This window comes from Synechocystis sp. PCC 6714, from assembly GCF_000478825.2.
Taxonomy (GTDB): Bacteria; Cyanobacteriota; Cyanobacteriia; order Cyanobacteriales; family Microcystaceae; genus Synechocystis.
This window is the reverse complement of record NZ_CP007542.1, coordinates 1,957,827-1,974,042: the sequence shown is the minus strand read 5'-3', so window position 1 is coordinate 1,974,042 and position 16,216 is coordinate 1,957,827. Positions and strand designations below refer to the sequence as shown.

The 16,216-nt window shown below is 50.1% G+C and carries 11 protein-coding genes, 1 tRNA gene and 3 rRNA genes; 7 read left to right on the top strand and 8 right to left on the bottom strand.

Annotated features, from left to right (window positions below; genetic code table 11):
* Nucleotides 1-7 precede the first annotated feature (7 nt).
* The 6 genes from D082_RS09035 to D082_RS09010 all read right to left on the bottom strand — a co-directional run bounded on the left by D082_RS09035 (nucleotide 8) and on the right by D082_RS09010 (nucleotide 6,467).
* Nucleotides 8-499 carry a DUF427 domain-containing protein gene (locus tag D082_RS09035; RefSeq protein ID WP_028947982.1) on the bottom strand — a complete coding sequence of 164 codons (492 nt, stop codon included), beginning with the start codon at nucleotides 497-499 and terminating at the stop codon, nucleotides 8-10.
* Between the two features lie 2 nt (nucleotides 500-501).
* The gene (locus D082_RS09030; RefSeq protein ID WP_238546669.1) at nucleotides 502-1,206 is read right to left on the bottom strand and encodes a hypothetical protein; all 705 of its coding nucleotides are present in this window, start codon (nucleotides 1,204-1,206) and stop codon (nucleotides 502-504) included.
* Nucleotides 1,207-1,439: 233 nt separating this feature from the next.
* A 5S ribosomal RNA gene (gene rrf / locus D082_RS09025) occupies nucleotides 1,440-1,557 on the bottom strand.
* A gap of 72 nt (nucleotides 1,558-1,629) precedes the next feature.
* Nucleotides 1,630-4,511 (bottom strand): 23S ribosomal RNA (locus D082_RS09020).
* 249 nt (nucleotides 4,512-4,760) lie between these two features.
* Nucleotides 4,761-4,834 (bottom strand) — tRNA-Ile (locus D082_RS09015).
* Nucleotides 4,835-4,976: 142 nt separating this feature from the next.
* Nucleotides 4,977-6,467 (bottom strand): 16S ribosomal RNA (locus D082_RS09010).
* Together the 16S, 23S and 5S rRNA genes with 1 tRNA gene alongside form the textbook arrangement of a ribosomal RNA operon.
* Before the next feature lie 412 nt (nucleotides 6,468-6,879).
* On the opposite strand from D082_RS09010, the gene D082_RS09005 reads away from it, so the two are divergent.
* The 5 genes from D082_RS09005 to lpxD all read left to right on the top strand — a co-directional run bounded on the left by D082_RS09005 (nucleotide 6,880) and on the right by lpxD (nucleotide 12,009).
* On the top strand, nucleotides 6,880-7,875 hold the full coding sequence (locus D082_RS09005) for a hypothetical protein (RefSeq protein WP_028947985.1): 996 nt from the start codon (nucleotides 6,880-6,882) through the stop codon (nucleotides 7,873-7,875).
* A 38-nt stretch (nucleotides 7,876-7,913) separates the two neighbouring features.
* A complete protein-coding gene (locus D082_RS09000) occupies nucleotides 7,914-8,504 on the top strand; it encodes a DUF2808 domain-containing protein (RefSeq protein WP_028947986.1) in 591 nt (196 codons plus the stop codon).
* A 73-nt stretch (nucleotides 8,505-8,577) separates the two neighbouring features.
* Nucleotides 8,578-9,654, top strand: a complete 1,077-nt coding sequence (murG, locus tag D082_RS08995; RefSeq protein WP_028947987.1) for an undecaprenyldiphospho-muramoylpentapeptide beta-N-acetylglucosaminyltransferase — start codon at nucleotides 8,578-8,580, stop codon at nucleotides 9,652-9,654.
* 47 nt (nucleotides 9,655-9,701) lie between these two features.
* Nucleotides 9,702-10,859 (top strand): quinone-dependent dihydroorotate dehydrogenase, encoded by a 1,158-nt coding sequence (locus D082_RS08990; protein ID WP_028947988.1) that lies wholly within the window; start codon nucleotides 9,702-9,704, stop codon nucleotides 10,857-10,859.
* A gap of 115 nt (nucleotides 10,860-10,974) precedes the next feature.
* Nucleotides 10,975-12,009 (top strand): UDP-3-O-(3-hydroxymyristoyl)glucosamine N-acyltransferase, encoded by a 1,035-nt coding sequence (gene lpxD, locus D082_RS08985; RefSeq protein WP_028947989.1) that lies wholly within the window; start codon nucleotides 10,975-10,977, stop codon nucleotides 12,007-12,009.
* A 108-nt stretch (nucleotides 12,010-12,117) separates the two neighbouring features.
* Here lpxD and rplT read toward each other — a convergent pair whose 3' ends face one another.
* Both rplT and rpmI read right to left on the bottom strand, forming a co-directional pair.
* A complete protein-coding gene (rplT, locus tag D082_RS08980) occupies nucleotides 12,118-12,471 on the bottom strand; it encodes a 50S ribosomal protein L20 (RefSeq protein ID WP_028947990.1) in 354 nt (117 codons plus the stop codon).
* Between the two features lie 134 nt (nucleotides 12,472-12,605).
* Nucleotides 12,606-12,809, bottom strand: coding sequence for a 50S ribosomal protein L35 (gene rpmI, locus D082_RS08975; RefSeq protein WP_028947991.1), 204 nt, complete (start codon nucleotides 12,807-12,809; stop codon nucleotides 12,606-12,608).
* A 310-nt stretch (nucleotides 12,810-13,119) separates the two neighbouring features.
* Here rpmI and D082_RS08970 point away from each other — a divergent pair, with 310 nt between their 5' ends.
* Both D082_RS08970 and recF read left to right on the top strand, forming a co-directional pair.
* Nucleotides 13,120-14,859, top strand: coding sequence for an ABC transporter ATP-binding protein (locus tag D082_RS08970; protein ID WP_028947992.1), 1,740 nt, complete (start codon nucleotides 13,120-13,122; stop codon nucleotides 14,857-14,859).
* Nucleotides 14,860-14,900: 41 nt separating this feature from the next.
* Nucleotides 14,901-16,055, top strand: a complete 1,155-nt coding sequence (recF, locus tag D082_RS08965) for a DNA replication/repair protein RecF (RefSeq protein WP_028947993.1) — start codon at nucleotides 14,901-14,903, stop codon at nucleotides 16,053-16,055.
* Nucleotides 16,056-16,216 lie beyond the last annotated feature (161 nt).

Here is a 16,216-nt window from a genome sequence, read left to right as displayed (position 1 = left end):
GGCAAAATTACCAACCCCAAGTGCCAACGCCCCCCTTAAACGGGCCAACAATTTTAGACGTGATCCAGCCGCCATAGAAGTCCCCCGGTTGGGCAGTGACCAATTCGCCATCCACATAGCAAGCATCCATTTTGCTGGGATAAAAGGCGATGTAATCTTTGATGGAACTAAAGCTGGCACTGGGGGTGGGATAAAACCAAGCCACATTATCCCGTCGGCGATCGCCCATATCGAGGTGATAATAGCTAGCTTCTCCTTTCCATTCGCAGTAGGAATGTCTAGTAGAAAGCTCTAGATAGTCGGTGCGAATATCCTGGGGGGGAAAATAGTAAACCGGTGGATGGCTAGTTTCCAAGACTCTTTGGCTGGAACAACTTTCCGCAATGACAATGCCATCACACAGTACCAAAACCCTTTGGCTGGAAGATTCAATGCTGGGGGGACGAGGGTAATCCCAGACCGATTCCTGCTCTGGTTGGGGCGCAGCGGGTTGGGACATGCTCACAAACTTAATAATTGTTGGGGTTGGCGATCGCCGCCGGTTGGAAGGGGCAAATTATTCAAGCAACACCAATGGTACGTGTACAAATTGCCTTGGCCCTGGTTGATGGTAACAATAGCCGGAGCGGCGGGAAAGGGCCACAGTCGATCAAACACTAACCCCTGGGCAACACTAAATTGCAACAAATAAACTGCTGGCGGAGCTTTCAACTCTTTAACCAGAGCCCAGGCTAAGTTTTCCAAAACATCCCGATAACGTTGGTAAGGGGGCAAATCCCAAGACACCATTTCATAAGCATTGGGCATCATTCCCTCATAAATCAGGGGTGAAAAGCCTATTTCATCAGTGGAGACAATAATCGGTAGCCAATGATCTCCCAACCAATTGGCATCGTTGCATAGGGGTAAATTTAATTTTTCACTCACCCACTGACGACGGGTATTAATATCTTGACAGGCCTGGTACATAATCTGTCCCGGAAAATCCAACCAACGGGGCAACTGAATTGTCAAAGGGCAATAAATTCGTCCCCCCATTTGAATTTGTTGCTGGGCCTGATCCGACCACAGACTTGCCACCGCCACCGTCTCGATAATGGTTTCCGGGGAACAACTGGCGATTGCCTCCTTGAGACCATTGACCATCCTTTCCGTCACAGGGGAAGCCGCAATCAATCGGCCCTCCTGCTTCACCTTGGCATTCACAATAACACTTGCCCGTCCACTACGATTGGGTGCCTTAAGGGTTGGGATTACCACAGCCTTTATACCTATCTAGGAATAAATCAACGAAAATCGCTAAGTCAGCCACATAGCCATCTCATAACACCATTATCAAACAATGGCACAGGAAAGAAAACCCTATTCTGGCCCCAATCTTCACAGCTAACAACGAAGAAACCCTCCAACCAGAGGGTGGAGGGTTCAAAGAAAGAGGAACTTGGCATCGGACTATTGTGCCGAGGGGCAACCCCCAAAGTATCGTCGCCGCTGTCACATTTCACAACCGAGTGCGGGATGGGATCGGAGTGGTTCCATGACGCTAAAGACACCAAGAAAAACTGTCGGGTCTGATATGAGAAGAGACCCAGAAGACTGCACAGGAAAAGAGAAAGAAAAAGAAGAATAAAGGTCAAGCCCTCGGTCTATTAGTACTCCTCGACTTCATCCATTACTGAACTTCCATCTAGAGCCTATCAACGGGTAGTCTTCCCGTGACCTTACTGGCTTAACACCATGAGAGTACTCATCTTGAGGTGGGCTTCCCACTTAGATGCTTTCAGCGGTTATCCACTCCGCACTTGGCTACCCTGCGTTTACCGTTGGCACGATAACAGGTACACCAGAGGTGCGTACTTCCCGGTCCTCTCGTACTAAGGAAGTCTCCTCTCAATACTCTTACGCCTACACCGGATATGGACCGAACTGTCTCACGACGTTCTGAACCCAGCTCACGTACCGCTTTAATGGGCGAACAGCCCAACCCTTGGGACGTACTACCGCCCCAGGTTGCGATGAGCCGACATCGAGGTGCCAAACCTCCGCGTCGATGTGAACTCTTGGCGGAGATCAGCCTGTTATCCCTAGAGTAACTTTTATCCGTTGAGCGACGGCCCTTCCACTCAGTGCCGTCGGATCACTAAAGCCGACTTTCGTCCCTGTTTGACTTGTCAGTCTCACAGTCAAGCTTCCTTCTGCTTTTACACTCTTCGGCTGATTTCCAACCAGCCTGAGGAAACCTTTGCGCGCCTCCGTTACCTTTTAGGAGGCGACCGCCCCAGTCAAACTGCCCACCTGAAATTGTCCTTCTCCCGGATAACGGGAACAAGTTAGAATTCTAGCCTCACCAGAGTGGTATCTCACCGTTGACTCCATTACTCCCACAAGAGCAACTTCATAGTCTCCCACCTATCCTGCGCAAGCAAAGCCCGAACCCAATTCCAAGCTACAGTAAAGCTTCATAGGGTCTTTCTGTCCAGGTGCAGGGAGTCCGTATCTTCACAGACAATCCTATTTCGCCGAGCCTCTCTCCGAGACAGTGCCCAGATCGTTACGCCTTTCGTGCGGGTCGGAACTTACCCGACAAGGAATTTCGCTACCTTAGGACCGTTATAGTTACGGCCGCCGTTCACCGGGGCTTCAGTCGCTAGCTTCGGATTACTCCTAACCAACTTCCTTAACCTTCCGGCACTGGGCAGGCGTCAGCCCCCATACTGCGTCTTACGACTTTGCGGAGACCTGTGTTTTTGGTAAACAGTCGCCTGGGCCTATTCACTGCGACCTCCATTGCTGGAGGCACCCCTTCTCCCGAAGTTACGGGGTAATTTTGCCGAGTTCCTTAGAGAGAGTTACCTCGCGCCCCTTAGTATTCTCTACCTTCCTACCTGTGTCGGTTTCGGGTACAGGTGATTACAAATTAACGTGGTTCGGGCTTTTCTTGGAAGCTTGACATCATACACTTCGTCTCCGTAGAGACTCCCCATCACACCTCCGCTCAAGACGTTTTCGCCGTCTCTCATTGCCTCGAATGCTTGGACTGGTAACCAACTTCCAGCTGCACTAGCCTTCTCCGTCCCCCGCCACAATTTATAATCAGTACCGGAATATTGACCGGTTGTCCATCGACTACGCTTCTCAGCCTCGCCTTAGGTCCTGACTAACCCTCCGCGGACGAGCCTTCCGGAGGAACCCTTAGGATTTCGGGGTATGGGATTCTCACCCATATTTTCGCTACTCAAGCCGACATTCTCACTTCTGTACTGTCCACACCTGCTTGCCGCTAGTGCTTCACCCTATACAGAACGCTCCCCTACCACTCATATCTGAGTCCACAGCTTCGGTACATCACTTAGCCCCGTTCATTTTCGGCGCAGGAGCGCTTGACCAGTGAGCTATTACGCACTCTTTTAAGGATTGCTGCTTCTAGGCAAACCTCCTGGTTGTCAATGCACTCCCACCTCCTTTATCACTTAGTGATGATTTGGGGACCTTAGCTGGTGGTCTGGGCTGTTTCCCTTTCGACGATGAAGCTTATCCCCCACCGTCTTACTGGTCGTTTCTTCTTGGGTATTCTGAGTTTGCCTCACTTTGGTACAGCTCTCGCCGCCCGCAGCGAAACAGTGCTTTACCCCCCAAGTTGACTTTACAACCGCTGCGCCTAAACACATTTCGGGGAGAACCAGCTAGCTCCGGGTTCGATTGGCATTTCACCCCTAACCACAGCTCATCCGCTAATTTTTCAACATTAGTCGGTTCGGACCTCCACTTAGTGTTACCTAAGCTTCATCCTGGCCATGGTTAGATCACCCGGGTTCGGGTCTACAAATTGTGACTAACGCCCTATTCAGGCTCGCTTTCACTTTGGCTTCGGTGCAACACACCTTAACCTGCCACAACCTGTAAGTCGCCGGCTCATTCTTCAACAGGCACACGGTCACTCGTTTAATCGAGCTCCCATTGCTTGTAGGCTAACGGTTTCATGTTCTATTTCACTCCCCTCAACGGGGTTCTTTTCACCTTTCCCTCGCGGTACTTTACGCTATCGGTCACACAGTAGTATTTAGCCTTACCAGGTGGTCCTGGCGGATTCAATCGGAATTCCACGAGCTCCGACCTACTCGGGATACAGCTAGGCTGATTCAATTTTCGACTACAGGACTTTCACCTCCTCTGGTGCAGTTTTCAGCTGCTTCGTCTAATTTACTCAGTCCACGTTGCTGTCCCACGACCCCAATCTCCGAAAAGATTGGTTTAGGCTGTTCCCCGTTCGCTCGCCGCTACTTGGAGAATCACTTTTGTTTTCTTTTCCTCTAGCTACTAAGATGTTTCAGTTCACTAGGTTTGCTCTCTCCCGCCTATTTTATTCAGCGGGTAGTTCACTTGGGTTGCCCCATTCGGACACCTCCGGATCAATGCTTGTTTCCAGCTCCCCGAAGCGTTTCGTCGGTAACCACGTCCTTCTTCGCCTCTGTGTGCCAAGGTATCCACCGTTAGCCCTTTGTAGCTTGACCTTTTAAGATCTTCTTTTTGCTAACTAGGATTATCTTTCATCTTCCCTTTACCATTTCTCGGCTATCCACTCAGCTAAACGCCTTACGGTTAATCTGAAAACGGCTAGGGGGATTAAGATTTTCCCTGCTTTCTCTTTTCTTTATGCAGTTTTCAAGGTTCTTACTGGACTTACATCCAGCATTCCCTCTGACTCTCATCAGACAGGATGCTGAAGGGTTTATCCTTCTTTTCGGCTTTTTTTGGTTAGGTGGGCCATTCTGGACTTGAACCAGAGACCTCACCCTTATCAGGGGTGCGCTCTAACCAGCTGAGCTAATAGCCCTTGCCTTTTACCTCGCCTAGGCAATAGTTTGAAAGACTTCCACTCTTTAACCTCTCGGCTAATCCCTTGCTCGACCTTTTGGTTGACCAACTTCTCTCTATTTGCACTTTGCTTTCAAGATGAAGGGGTAAAGGTCTCCCTTAAAGGAGGTGATCCAGCCACACCTTCCGGTACGGCTACCTTGTTACGACTTCACCCCAGTCACTAGCCCTGCCTTCGGCGCCCTCCCCCTTGCGGTTAGAGTAACGACTTCGGGCGTGACCAGCTCCCATGGTGTGACGGGCGGTGTGTACAAGGCCCGGGAACGAATTCACCGCAGTATTCTGACCTGCGATTACTAGCGATTCCTCCTTCATGCAGGCGAGTTGCAGCCTGCAATCTGAACTGAGGCCGGGTTTGATGGGATTCGCTTACTCTCGCGAGCTCGCTGCCCGTTGTCCCGACCATTGTAGTACGTGTGTAGCCCAAGGCGTAAGGGGCATGATGACTTGACGTCATCCCCACCTTCCTCCGGTTTGTCACCGGCAGTCTCTCTAGAGTGCCCAACTTAATGATGGCAACTAAAAACGAGGGTTGCGCTCGTTGCGGGACTTAACCCAACATCTCACGACACGAGCTGACGACAGCCATGCACCACCTGTCTCCTGGCTCCCTAAGGCACTCCCACGTTTCCGCAGGATTCCAGGGATGTCAAGCCTTGGTAAGGTTCTTCGCGTTGCATCGAATTAAACCACATACTCCACCGCTTGTGCGGGCCCCCGTCAATTCCTTTGAGTTTCACACTTGCGTGCGTACTCCCCAGGCGGGATACTTAACGCGTTAGCTTCGGCACGGCTCGGGTCGATACAAGCCACGCCTAGTATCCATCGTTTACGGCTAGGACTACAGGGGTATCTAATCCCTTTCGCTACCCTAGCTTTCGTCCCTCAGTGTCAGTTTCAGCCCAGTAGCACGCTTTCGCCACCGATGTTCTTCCCAATATCTACGCATTTCACCGCTACACTGGGAATTCCTGCTACCCCTACTGTACTCTAGTCTTGCAGTTTCCACCGCTCCTATGGAGTTAAGCTCCATTCTTTAACGGCAGACTTGCATAACCACCTACGGACGCTTTACGCCCAATAATTCCGGATAACGCTTGCATCCTCCGTATTACCGCGGCTGCTGGCACGGAGTTAGCCGATGCTTATTCATCAGGTACCGTCAGAACTTCTTCCCTGATAAAAGAGGTTTACAATCCAAGGACCTTCCTCCCTCACGCGGTATTGCTCCGTCAGGCTTTCGCCCATTGCGGAAAATTCCCCACTGCTGCCTCCCGTAGGAGTCTGGGCCGTGTCTCAGTCCCAGTGTGGCTGCTCATCCTCTCAGACCAGCTACTGATCGTTGCCATGGTAGGCTCTTACCCCACCATCTAGCTAATCAGACGCGAGCCCATCTTCAGACGATAAATCTTTCACCTCTCGGCACATTGGGTATTAGCAGTCGTTTCCAACTGTTGTCCCCATTCTGAAGGTAGGTTCTCACGTGTTACTCACCCGTCCGCCACTAAGTCCCCGAAGGAACTCCGTTCGACTTGCATGTGTTAGGCATACCGCCAGCGTTCATCCTGAGCCAGGATCAAACTCTCCATTGTGTTAAAAATAACCAATTTATAAGTTTCGGCTCTTTTCTATTGCTATTTCTTCCGACTTGAGTTACACTCTTTGTCAAGTAGAAACAGACTTTAGTTTGTTAATTGAATTAACAAGGGTCTGGTTTCTGTCTCTCAAACTATTTCTTTGTCTAGGTTCGGAGCGCTTCGAGTCGCTTTCGCTCTCAACCGCGCATTTATCAATATACTCACCTCCACAAGAAAAGTCAACACCTTTCTCGAAAAAAATTCTCACAGTCCACTCAAACCCATACCACACACACCTTTCCCTCAACAAACTCATTTTCGACCACATCTGACCGACATTCCTTTTTCACCTTTTGGAACAATCCCCTCCCCCTTGTTCACCTCCTCCATCCGATAATAGGGGAGTTGTTTTTGTGGGTTTAGATTAATGGAGAGCAACTCTTCGGTGCCTTTGCGGGTTGGCATTCTCGGTTTTGGTGGTTTGGGGCAAGCGGCAGCTAGGTTGTTGGCTCCCAAGCAGGAGATGAAGCTGGTGGCGGTGGCCGATCGCCATGGCTATCTGTACGATGCGGACGGCATTAATGTGGACGATGCGGTGGTTAGTTATGGCCAGTATGGTTCGATAGGCAGGGCTAATAAGGGTGTGATGAGTGAGCAGAGCATTGCTGATTTAATTCCCCAGGCAGAGGTGGATGGCTACTTTCTGGCATTACCCAATTTACCCAACACTTTTATGGCGGATGTAACCAGACAGTTTATTGCTTGCGGCTGGCAGGGGGTGTTGGTAGATGCGTTGAAGCGCACCAGTGCAGTGGAGCAATTGCTGGAGTTACAGGATAAGCTGGCGCAAGCAGGTATTACCTATATGACGGGCTGTGGGGCAACCCCTGGTCTGTTAACGGCGGCGGCGGCGATCGCCTCCCAGAGTTTTCAGGAAATTCATCAAGTAAAAATTACTTTTGGAGTGGGCATTGCTAATTGGGAAGCTTACCGGGCAACCATTCGGGAGGATATTGCCCATATGCCTGGCTACAGTGTGGATAAAGCCCAAGGGATGACCGATGGGGAAGTGGCAGCCCTTTTGGACAAAACCAATGGCATTTTGGCGTTGGAAAATATGGAACACGCCGATGACATCATGCTAGAACTGGCCGGCATTTGCCACCGCGATCAGGTAGAGGTGGGGGGGGTAGTGGATACCCGTAATCCGAAGAAGCCATTGAGCACCAATGTGAAAATTACGGGTCGCACTTTTGAAGGAAAACTGTCCAGCCATACTTTCACTTTGGGGGATGAAACCAGTATGGCGGCCAATGTTTGTGGCCCGGCCTTTGGCTATTTGAAGGCAGGTTATGAGTTACACCGTCGGGGATTAACTGGTTTATTCACTGCGGCGGAAGTAATGCCTAAATTTGTGCGTTAATCTATCAACGTCGTTCAATTAGTTTAGGTAAACCACCTATGACTAGACCAATTCCCCCAGACTTGGGAAAAATAGCAGGACTGGCGATCGCCTCTGGGGTTGCTTTGATGGCTTTCTCTGGGGACTTTGCCATGGAGACCGTTGTTGTTGAGGCGGGGGAATTGCGGGGGGGAGTGCGTTTTTTTAGTCGTCCTCCCCAGTTGGTGGATAGTATTACCACCTTCAATGCGGTATCAATTCCGGCGGCTAAGTATTATTTCACCATTGCCTTGCCGGAACAGGCCGGTGAGCCATTGGACAGAGTGGTATTTCAACAGCAACCTAACCCAGATCCGATTAATTTTTACCCGGAGCAAACTTTTGCTTTCTTCGGCGATCGTCATAATCGAGGGCAAGAAATTGCGCTAGAGTCGGTGAATTGGGATAAAACTGCCGGAAAAATTACGGTGACCTTTGCCCAGGCCATTGCGCCGGGGACAATTATCACCATCGGCCTCAAACCCTGGAAGAACCCTGATGTGCCGGGGGTCTATCAATTTCGAGTTTTTGCCTTACCACCAGGGACAAATTCCCAAGCCATGGATTTAGGGGTAGCCCGCTTTCAATTTTATCGAGGCGGCACCTGGTAACTGAAATTTTTGCTGGTAAAGTGTAAATGCAAAGCCGCCCTGAAGGGGAGGTTTCAGACCCAGTTTTTCTTTGATGACTGCACCGATTCGTTTGCTAATTGCCGCTAGTGGTACTGGGGGGCATCTTTTCCCGGCGCTGGCTTTGGCTCAACAATTGCCAGATTACGATATCACTTGGTTGGGGGTGCCCGATCGCCTCGAAACCACGTTGGTGCCCCGGCAGTATCCCCTGCAGACAATCCCGGTGGAAGGCTTTCAGGGGCGACCCAACTTAAAGACCATTAAAATCGGCTGGAATCTTCTGCGGTCGATATTTACGGTCAGGAAATTAATTAAGAGCAAGCAAATTGACGCAGTGGCGACCACGGGGGGCTACATTGCGGCTCCAGCCATTGTGGCAGCTAAACTATGTGGCATCCCAATAGTTTTTCACGAATCCAATTTCATCCCCGGTAAAGTAACCACCTGGTTGGGCCGTTGGTGCGATAGGGTGGCGATCGGCTTCCAGGGCACAGCGACATATTTACCGAGCTGTCGAACAACGTGGATCAGCACCCCGGTACGGCAACAGTTTCGTCAGCCCCAGCCATTGGATTTGCATATTCCCACCGATAGACTCTTAATTGTTGTTGCGGGTGGTTCCCAGGGCGCAGTGACGCTGAATCGACAAGTCCGCAGTTGTGTAAGCGCCTGGGTGAATGCGGGAGCCTTTATTGTCCATTTGACAGGTAAAAATGATCCAGAAGCGGCCAACTTTAGCCACGATAACTATCTCGCTCTGGAATTTTTCGACAACATGGCTGGGTTATTGCAAAGGACAGACCTTGCCATCAGTCGGGCCGGTGCGGGAACTTTGACAGAATTAGCCGTCACCCGGACCCCATCAATTTTGATTCCCTATCCCTTTGCGGCGGAAAATCACCAAATGTACAATGCCCAGGTATTTGCCGATGCAGGGGCAGCTTTGGTTTTTACCCAAAAATCCCTTACCACTGAACAGCTGGAGCAAGCGGGACTAGAATTACTCCAGTGCCCGGAAAAATTGGCTGCCATGGCCAGTGCCGCATCTGAATTAGCTACCATTGATAGTGCAGAACAATTAGCGGCGATCGTCCGAGCATCGTTGAAGACAAGGTTGGTCGAATCCTAGCAAGGCTTATGTATAGTGGGGGATAGACTGATAGCCCCTGCAGCCCTATGTTACGTTCCGCCCGTTTTCTTTACCCCCTAGTTTTATCCATCACCAAAAATGATCCGGAAAGGGGGCATCAATTACTCATCCGGGCTTTAAAAAAAGTGGATGCTATGCATCGCAATGGTTTTGCTGTGGCCATGGAGGAACTGGAGCGGACTTTCACCTATTCAGATCCCCGTCTACAACAAACCTGTTGGGGTCTAAGTTTTCCCAATGTGCTTGGTCTATCTGCCGGTTGCGATAAGGAGGGGGAAGTCGCCGCTGTTTGGCCTGCTTTAGGTTTTGGTTTTGCGGAATTGGGGGCAGTTACTAGGCATCCCCAACCAGGAAATGATCGCCCCCGCCTATTTCGTTTACCCCAAGACCGAGCGGTGCTCAATCGTTTGGGAGCCAATAATGAGGGGGCCGTTGCCATGGCAGCTAAGTTAAAGCGGACTTGGGGTTACTATCCCCGCACCATTCCCATCGGCATTAACCTTTGTAAATCAAAGATTACGCCCCTCGACCATGCGGTGGAGGATTATGTTTTTAGTTTCCGGACTTTGGCTCCAGTGGCAGACTATTTTGTTGTTAATGTCAGTTCTCCTAATACTCCTGGGTTACGTAGTTTGCAGGAATCTGACCAATTGCCTCGCATTTTTGAAGGTCTACAGTCAGCCAATCACTGGGAGAAACCCATTCTGGTGAAAATTTCCCCGGATTTATCCTGGGGGGCAATCGCCGTCATTATTGATTTGGTCAAGGAGTATAACCTAGGGGGTATTGTCGCTACCAACACTAGCACCGGGCGATCGGGGCTGAAGACAAAAATTCTGCCCCAAACGGGCCAAACCTTAGAAAAAGAAGCTGGAGGGCTGAGCGGCGAACCAATTCGGGCCCGATCCACCGAGATAATTCGCTACATTTACCAGCAAACTGGAGGCGAGGTTCCAATCATTGGTGTGGGAGGAATTTTTAATGCTGAGGATGCCTGGGAAAAAATCCAGGCAGGGGCAAGTCTACTCCAACTTTACACTGGCTGGATCTACGGTGGTCCTTGGGTTGTGGCAGACATTCTGCAGGGCTTGGGCAAAAAACTTACGGCAGGAGGTTTTTCCCATATCAGTCAGGTGGTGGGGGCCAAAGAGCTCCGAGAACTTATGCCAAGTTGTGAACCTTGAAAAATTGATGGCTTTGAGGGTGAAACTTTCTTCAGTAGTTGCACTACATGCAAAAGGAAGAGAAATACCAAACGCTTATGGGAAAATGGTCACAGTTTAATCCTGTCAATCTCCCATGGAATTCAGCCAACTCGTAGAGCGTCTACAGCCTCAGCTCCAAACCCATAGTTTAGAAAAATTCGGCGATCGCAATCCCACCATTGGGGGCGTTGCTAGTTTAATGGAAGCGTTGCCGGGGCAAATCAGTTACGTAGATGGTGCCAAGTATGCCCCCCAAATGGAGATGACCCGGGCCAGTGCGCTAATTTTGCCCCTGGATGCCAAATTGCAGGCCCAAGCTGATGACCAGGGAATAGCCTGGTGCGCCACCGCCCAGCCTCGTTTATTGTTTGCGGCGGCGATCGCCGTTTTTTATCAGCCCTATCGTCCCCCCATCGGTATCCATCCCACTGCTGTTATTGATTCCTCAGTACGTTGTGGTCAGGATGTGAGCATTGGTCCCCATGTGGTGATTTATCCCGACGTGACCATTGGCGATCGGGTGTGTGTCCATGGCAATGTGGTTATCTACCCCGGTGTTACCATTGGCAATGACACCATACTCCACGGTAACTGCACCATCCACGAACGGACTCAGATTGGCCAGGGTTGTGTGATCCACAGTGGTGCGGCGATCGGGGCCGAAGGTTTTGGCTTTGTGCCCACTCCCGAAGGTTGGTTCAAAATGGAACAATCGGGCCAGGTGGTGTTAGAGGATGGAGTAGAAATTGGTTGCAACAGTGCAGTGGATCGTCCTGCGGTGGGGGAAACCCGCATCGGCAAAAATACCAAACTAGACAATATGGTCCACGTGGCCCATGGTTGTCGCATTGGTGAGGCCTGTGCCCTGGCCGGCCAGGTGGGTTTAGCCGGGGGAGTTACCATCGGCAATCGGGTGATCCTTGCTGGTCAAGTGGGAGTGGCGGATAAATCCGATATCGGTGACGGGGCGATCGCCTCAGCCCAAACAGGAATCCACGGCAAGGTGGGAGCCAGGGAAGTGGTGTGTGGTAGTCCCCATATGCCCCATAGGCTTTACCTCAAAGCATCTGCCATTTACAAACGTTTGCCAGAAATGTACGATGTCCTGAAAAAACTGAAAAAAATTTAATACCTGCAACGAAAAACCCCGCCCTAGTTAACTTGGATGGGGAGTTTCTTTCTGTTGGTTCAATGGTTTAAACCGAGCCAGCCTAGCCCAAAGCAAAAGTTTAACTCTCTACTTCGCGGCGGCGGCTACTTTCACTACTTCACTAAAGGCAGCGGGATCCAAAACCGCCAATTGGGCTAACATTTTACGGTTAATTTCAATGTTAGCTTTTTTCAATTGTCCGGTTAGTTTGCTATAGCTCATGCCCTCTTGGCGGGCGGCGGCGTTGATGCGGGTAATCCACAGGCGGCGGAAATCCCGTTTGCGCTTCCGGCGATCGCGGTAGGCGTTACGGAGAGCTTTCATCACCTGTTGGTTAGCGGTGCGGAAAAGTTTGGAGTGGGAGCCCCGGAAACCTTTGGCTAACTTAAGAATTTTCTTACGGCGTTTGCGGGCAACATTGCCCCGTTTAACTCTGGTCATAGTAACTCTAAAAAACTGAAGATAATTCGAGCTTTAGCTGGGAAACCGCCATCAGTTTGGAACAGAGTCGAACACTCTTCCGTCCCGAAACCCAACGACGACTAGCTGAAAATTAAGCAAAAATTTAGCGGTAATTACATATAGGGAAGCATGAGCCGGACATTTTTCTCATCGGCTTCATGCACCAAAGCAAGGTTGGAAAGACGACGACGGGTCTGCTCGGAACTCTTATGTTCCAATAGGTGATTTTTGAACGCTTTGCGACGGATAATTTTCTTGCCACTGCCAGTTGGACGAAATCGTTTGGCGGCGGCTTTACGAGTTTTAAGTTTGGGCATAGTGTGGCTGGTAATCGAACACAGTCTTCCACTATACCATGGTCGACCTAGGGTTTGAAATTTTTCCTCTGGATATCCAGTTGGGGAACAGGTAGGAAAGGCAAAGTTATTACAACGTAAATTAAAAGCTATGCCAAACACATAGGCCAGCTTTATGGTGGAGAGTCTGATAAAATCGTCCAGATTTCAACTTTGACAATTCACATTCTGACCGGCGTAATTAGCGGGCAAAAAAGCCTGGGCACCGTCCCCGCTTCAGTAACATTTTGGTAGAATCGACGGGGTTCTTTCCCCGACGTAATTTAATCCTTTGCAGAAAAAATCTTCTCTTAAATCTCGCTATTGGCTTTTAATACCCTATATCCGCCCCCATAGACGCACCATTGGGCTTGCTTTCCTCTGTACTTTGCTATTCACTGTTTTTTGGCCCATCCTAGCCTGGTTAGTGGGACGCATGGCCAAATATATCGGCGAGGGGGATGTGCGCTCCATTCTAATTATGGCAGGGGTGGCGGCGGTTATTTTTCTGGTGCGGGGCATGGCTCAGTACGGCCAGGACACCCTCATGGCCAAGGCGGCCCTGAATATGGCATTGACCCTGCGGGAACAGGCCTACGCCCATCTGCAACGGTTGAGCCTGAGCTATTTTGAGGAAGCAAAAACTGGTGATTTATCCTATCGGCTGACGGAGGACATCGACCGCATTGGCGAAGTGGTAAACAAGTTATTTCACGATTTTGTTCCTTCGGCATTGCAATTGGTAGTGGTGTTCGGCTACATGTTTTACCTCAACTGGGCCCTCACCTGTGCGGTGCTGGTCATTGCTCCGTTGATGGCGGTGCTAATTGGCTTTTTTGGCGAACAGTTGTTGAAGTTTAGCCGCCGTAGTCAAACCCGCATTTCCAATTTGTCTTCTCTGTTGACGGAAACGTTGGGGGCGATCCGTTTAGTCAAAGCCTTTGCCGCTGAAGATTACCAGCTAGATTTATTCCGGGAAGAGGCTCAGCAACACCGGCGATCGCAGTTTTTGGCGGAACGCATGAAAGCGTTGCAATTTGTGGTGGTGGGTTTTTTGGAAGCCATGGGGGTAGTGATTCTATTTTGTTTGGCGGCTTGGCAAATTTCCCTGGGTAACCTGACAGGCATTGAATTTATTAGCTACGTCACTGGGGTGGCTATGCTCATTGACCCCATTAGCCACATCACCAGCAATTACAATTTGTTTAAACAGGGGGAGGCCTCCGTTGACCGCATTTTTGAAATTTTCGCCCTGCAACCGGCGGTGGAGGATAGTCCTACAGCAGTGGCCATTGACCATCTTCAGGGAGCCGTAAATTATGACAATGTGGACTTCGCTTACATAAAAGATAAACCGGTCTTGCAAGGGATTAACCTACAAGCGCAACCGGGGGAAATGATTGCTTTGGTGGGGGCTTCTGGGGCAGGTAAAAGTACCTTGGTCAATTTATTAATGCGACTCCATGATGTTACCGGCGGTTGTCTCCGCATTGACGGCCATGCCATTGATAGCATCACTCTGAAAAGTTTACGGGAACAAATTGCCATTGTGCCCCAAGAAAATATTCTTTTTTCCGGTACCATCGCCCAAAATATTGCCTTTGGTAAAACGGATTTAGATTTAACTGCCATCGAGGAAGCGGCCCGCATTGCCAATGCCCACCAATTTATTACCGAACTGAGCCAGGGATATTACACCTATGTGGGGGAGCGGGGGGTCACCCTTTCGGGTGGTCAGCGTCAGCGCATTGCCATTGCCCGGGCAATTTTACGCAATCCCAGCATTTTAATTTTAGATGAGGCCACTTCTGCCCTTGATTCGGAATCGGAAGCTTTGGTGCAGGAAGCTTTGGAACGCATTGTTCAAAAAAGAACAGTATTTGTCATTGCCCATCGCTTAGCTACGGTGCGTAAGGCCACCCGCATTGTGGTGTTGGAGCGGGGGGAAATTGTCGAAATGGGTAGTCATCAGGAGTTGATGGCCCACCAGGGTCGCTATGCCCGTTTCCACGCCCAACAGTTTGCTTCCTAGGTTGGAAAATATTGCCAATTTCTGCCCTGTTTAATTAGAAAATGTACTTAAAAAAACTCTATTTACGGGCCTTCCGTAATTACCTTGAAGAAGAAGTGGAATTTTCTGCCCAAAAAACCATTTTGGTGGGCAATAATGCCCAGGGTAAATCTAACTTATTGGAAGCGGTGGAACTGTTAGCAACATTAAGGAGCCATCGCACCAGCCGGGACCAAGAATTAGTTTTAGATGGGGCCGCCAGTGGCCAAATTAAAGCTCTATTGGAAAGACAATACAGCGTGGCAGAGTTGGAAATCGGCCTACGGCGATCGGGTCGGCGCAATTTACGCATTAACCAAAACCAATGTCGCCGTCAGCTGGATTTTCTGGGGTGTTTAAATGCGGTGGAATTTTCTTGTTTAGACTTAGATTTAGTCCGGGGAGCACCGGATTGTCGCCGCCAATGGTTAGATACGCTATTAACTCAGCTAGAACCCCTCTATGCCCATCTCTTGGGACAGTACCAACACATTGTTAAGCAAAGAAATGCTTTGTTAAAAAGCCTGCGTCAACAGTGGGAAACGGATTTAACTTTGGGGGAAGAATTAGCCGCTTCCCTAGGCCTGTGGAATCAACAGTTGGTGGAAATGGGCACTAGGGTGGCCCGCCGTCGAGCTAGGGGTTTGGCCCGCCTTGCCCCTTTGGCCCAGGAATGGCATGGGCGCATCAGTGGCGGCAATGAAACCCTGACCGTCACCTATCAACCCAGTGTGGCCTGGGAGGGGGATGATCCAGAGGTGCTCCAACAGGCTTTTTTGACCAGATTGGAACAACGGCGATCGGCAGAATTGCATTTAGGGACAACGGTGGTGGGCCCCCATCGGGATGAGGTTGAGTTCACCATTGATGCTACCCCCGCCAGAACCTATGGCTCCCAGGGACAGCATCGTACTCTAGTACTGGCATTGAAGTTGGCCGAATTAAGTTTAATCGAAACGGTAATCGGCGAACCGCCCCTATTGTTATTGGATGATGTGTTAGCGGAGTTAGACCTCGATCGCCAGGGGCAATTATTGATGGCCATTGAAGACCGCTTTCAAACCCTGATCACCACCACCCATCTAAATCGTTTTGATGACCGCTGGCGGCGATCGGCCCAGATAATTAAGGTTAATGGAGGTCAACTGGAGGAAAAGTGGCCTTCGGAAATTGACTGATGTTGTTGCAAGGGCTGAAATAAAGCCTTAACCTATGCAGATTCCTCGGCGGCAATTGCCGATAGTATTCAAAATGGCAAGAAAAAACCCTGGGCGTTAAATTGCTCAGGGCGGTTTGGCGATCGCCATTGGGGTCAATCTATTTAATTTAAGAATTTGAC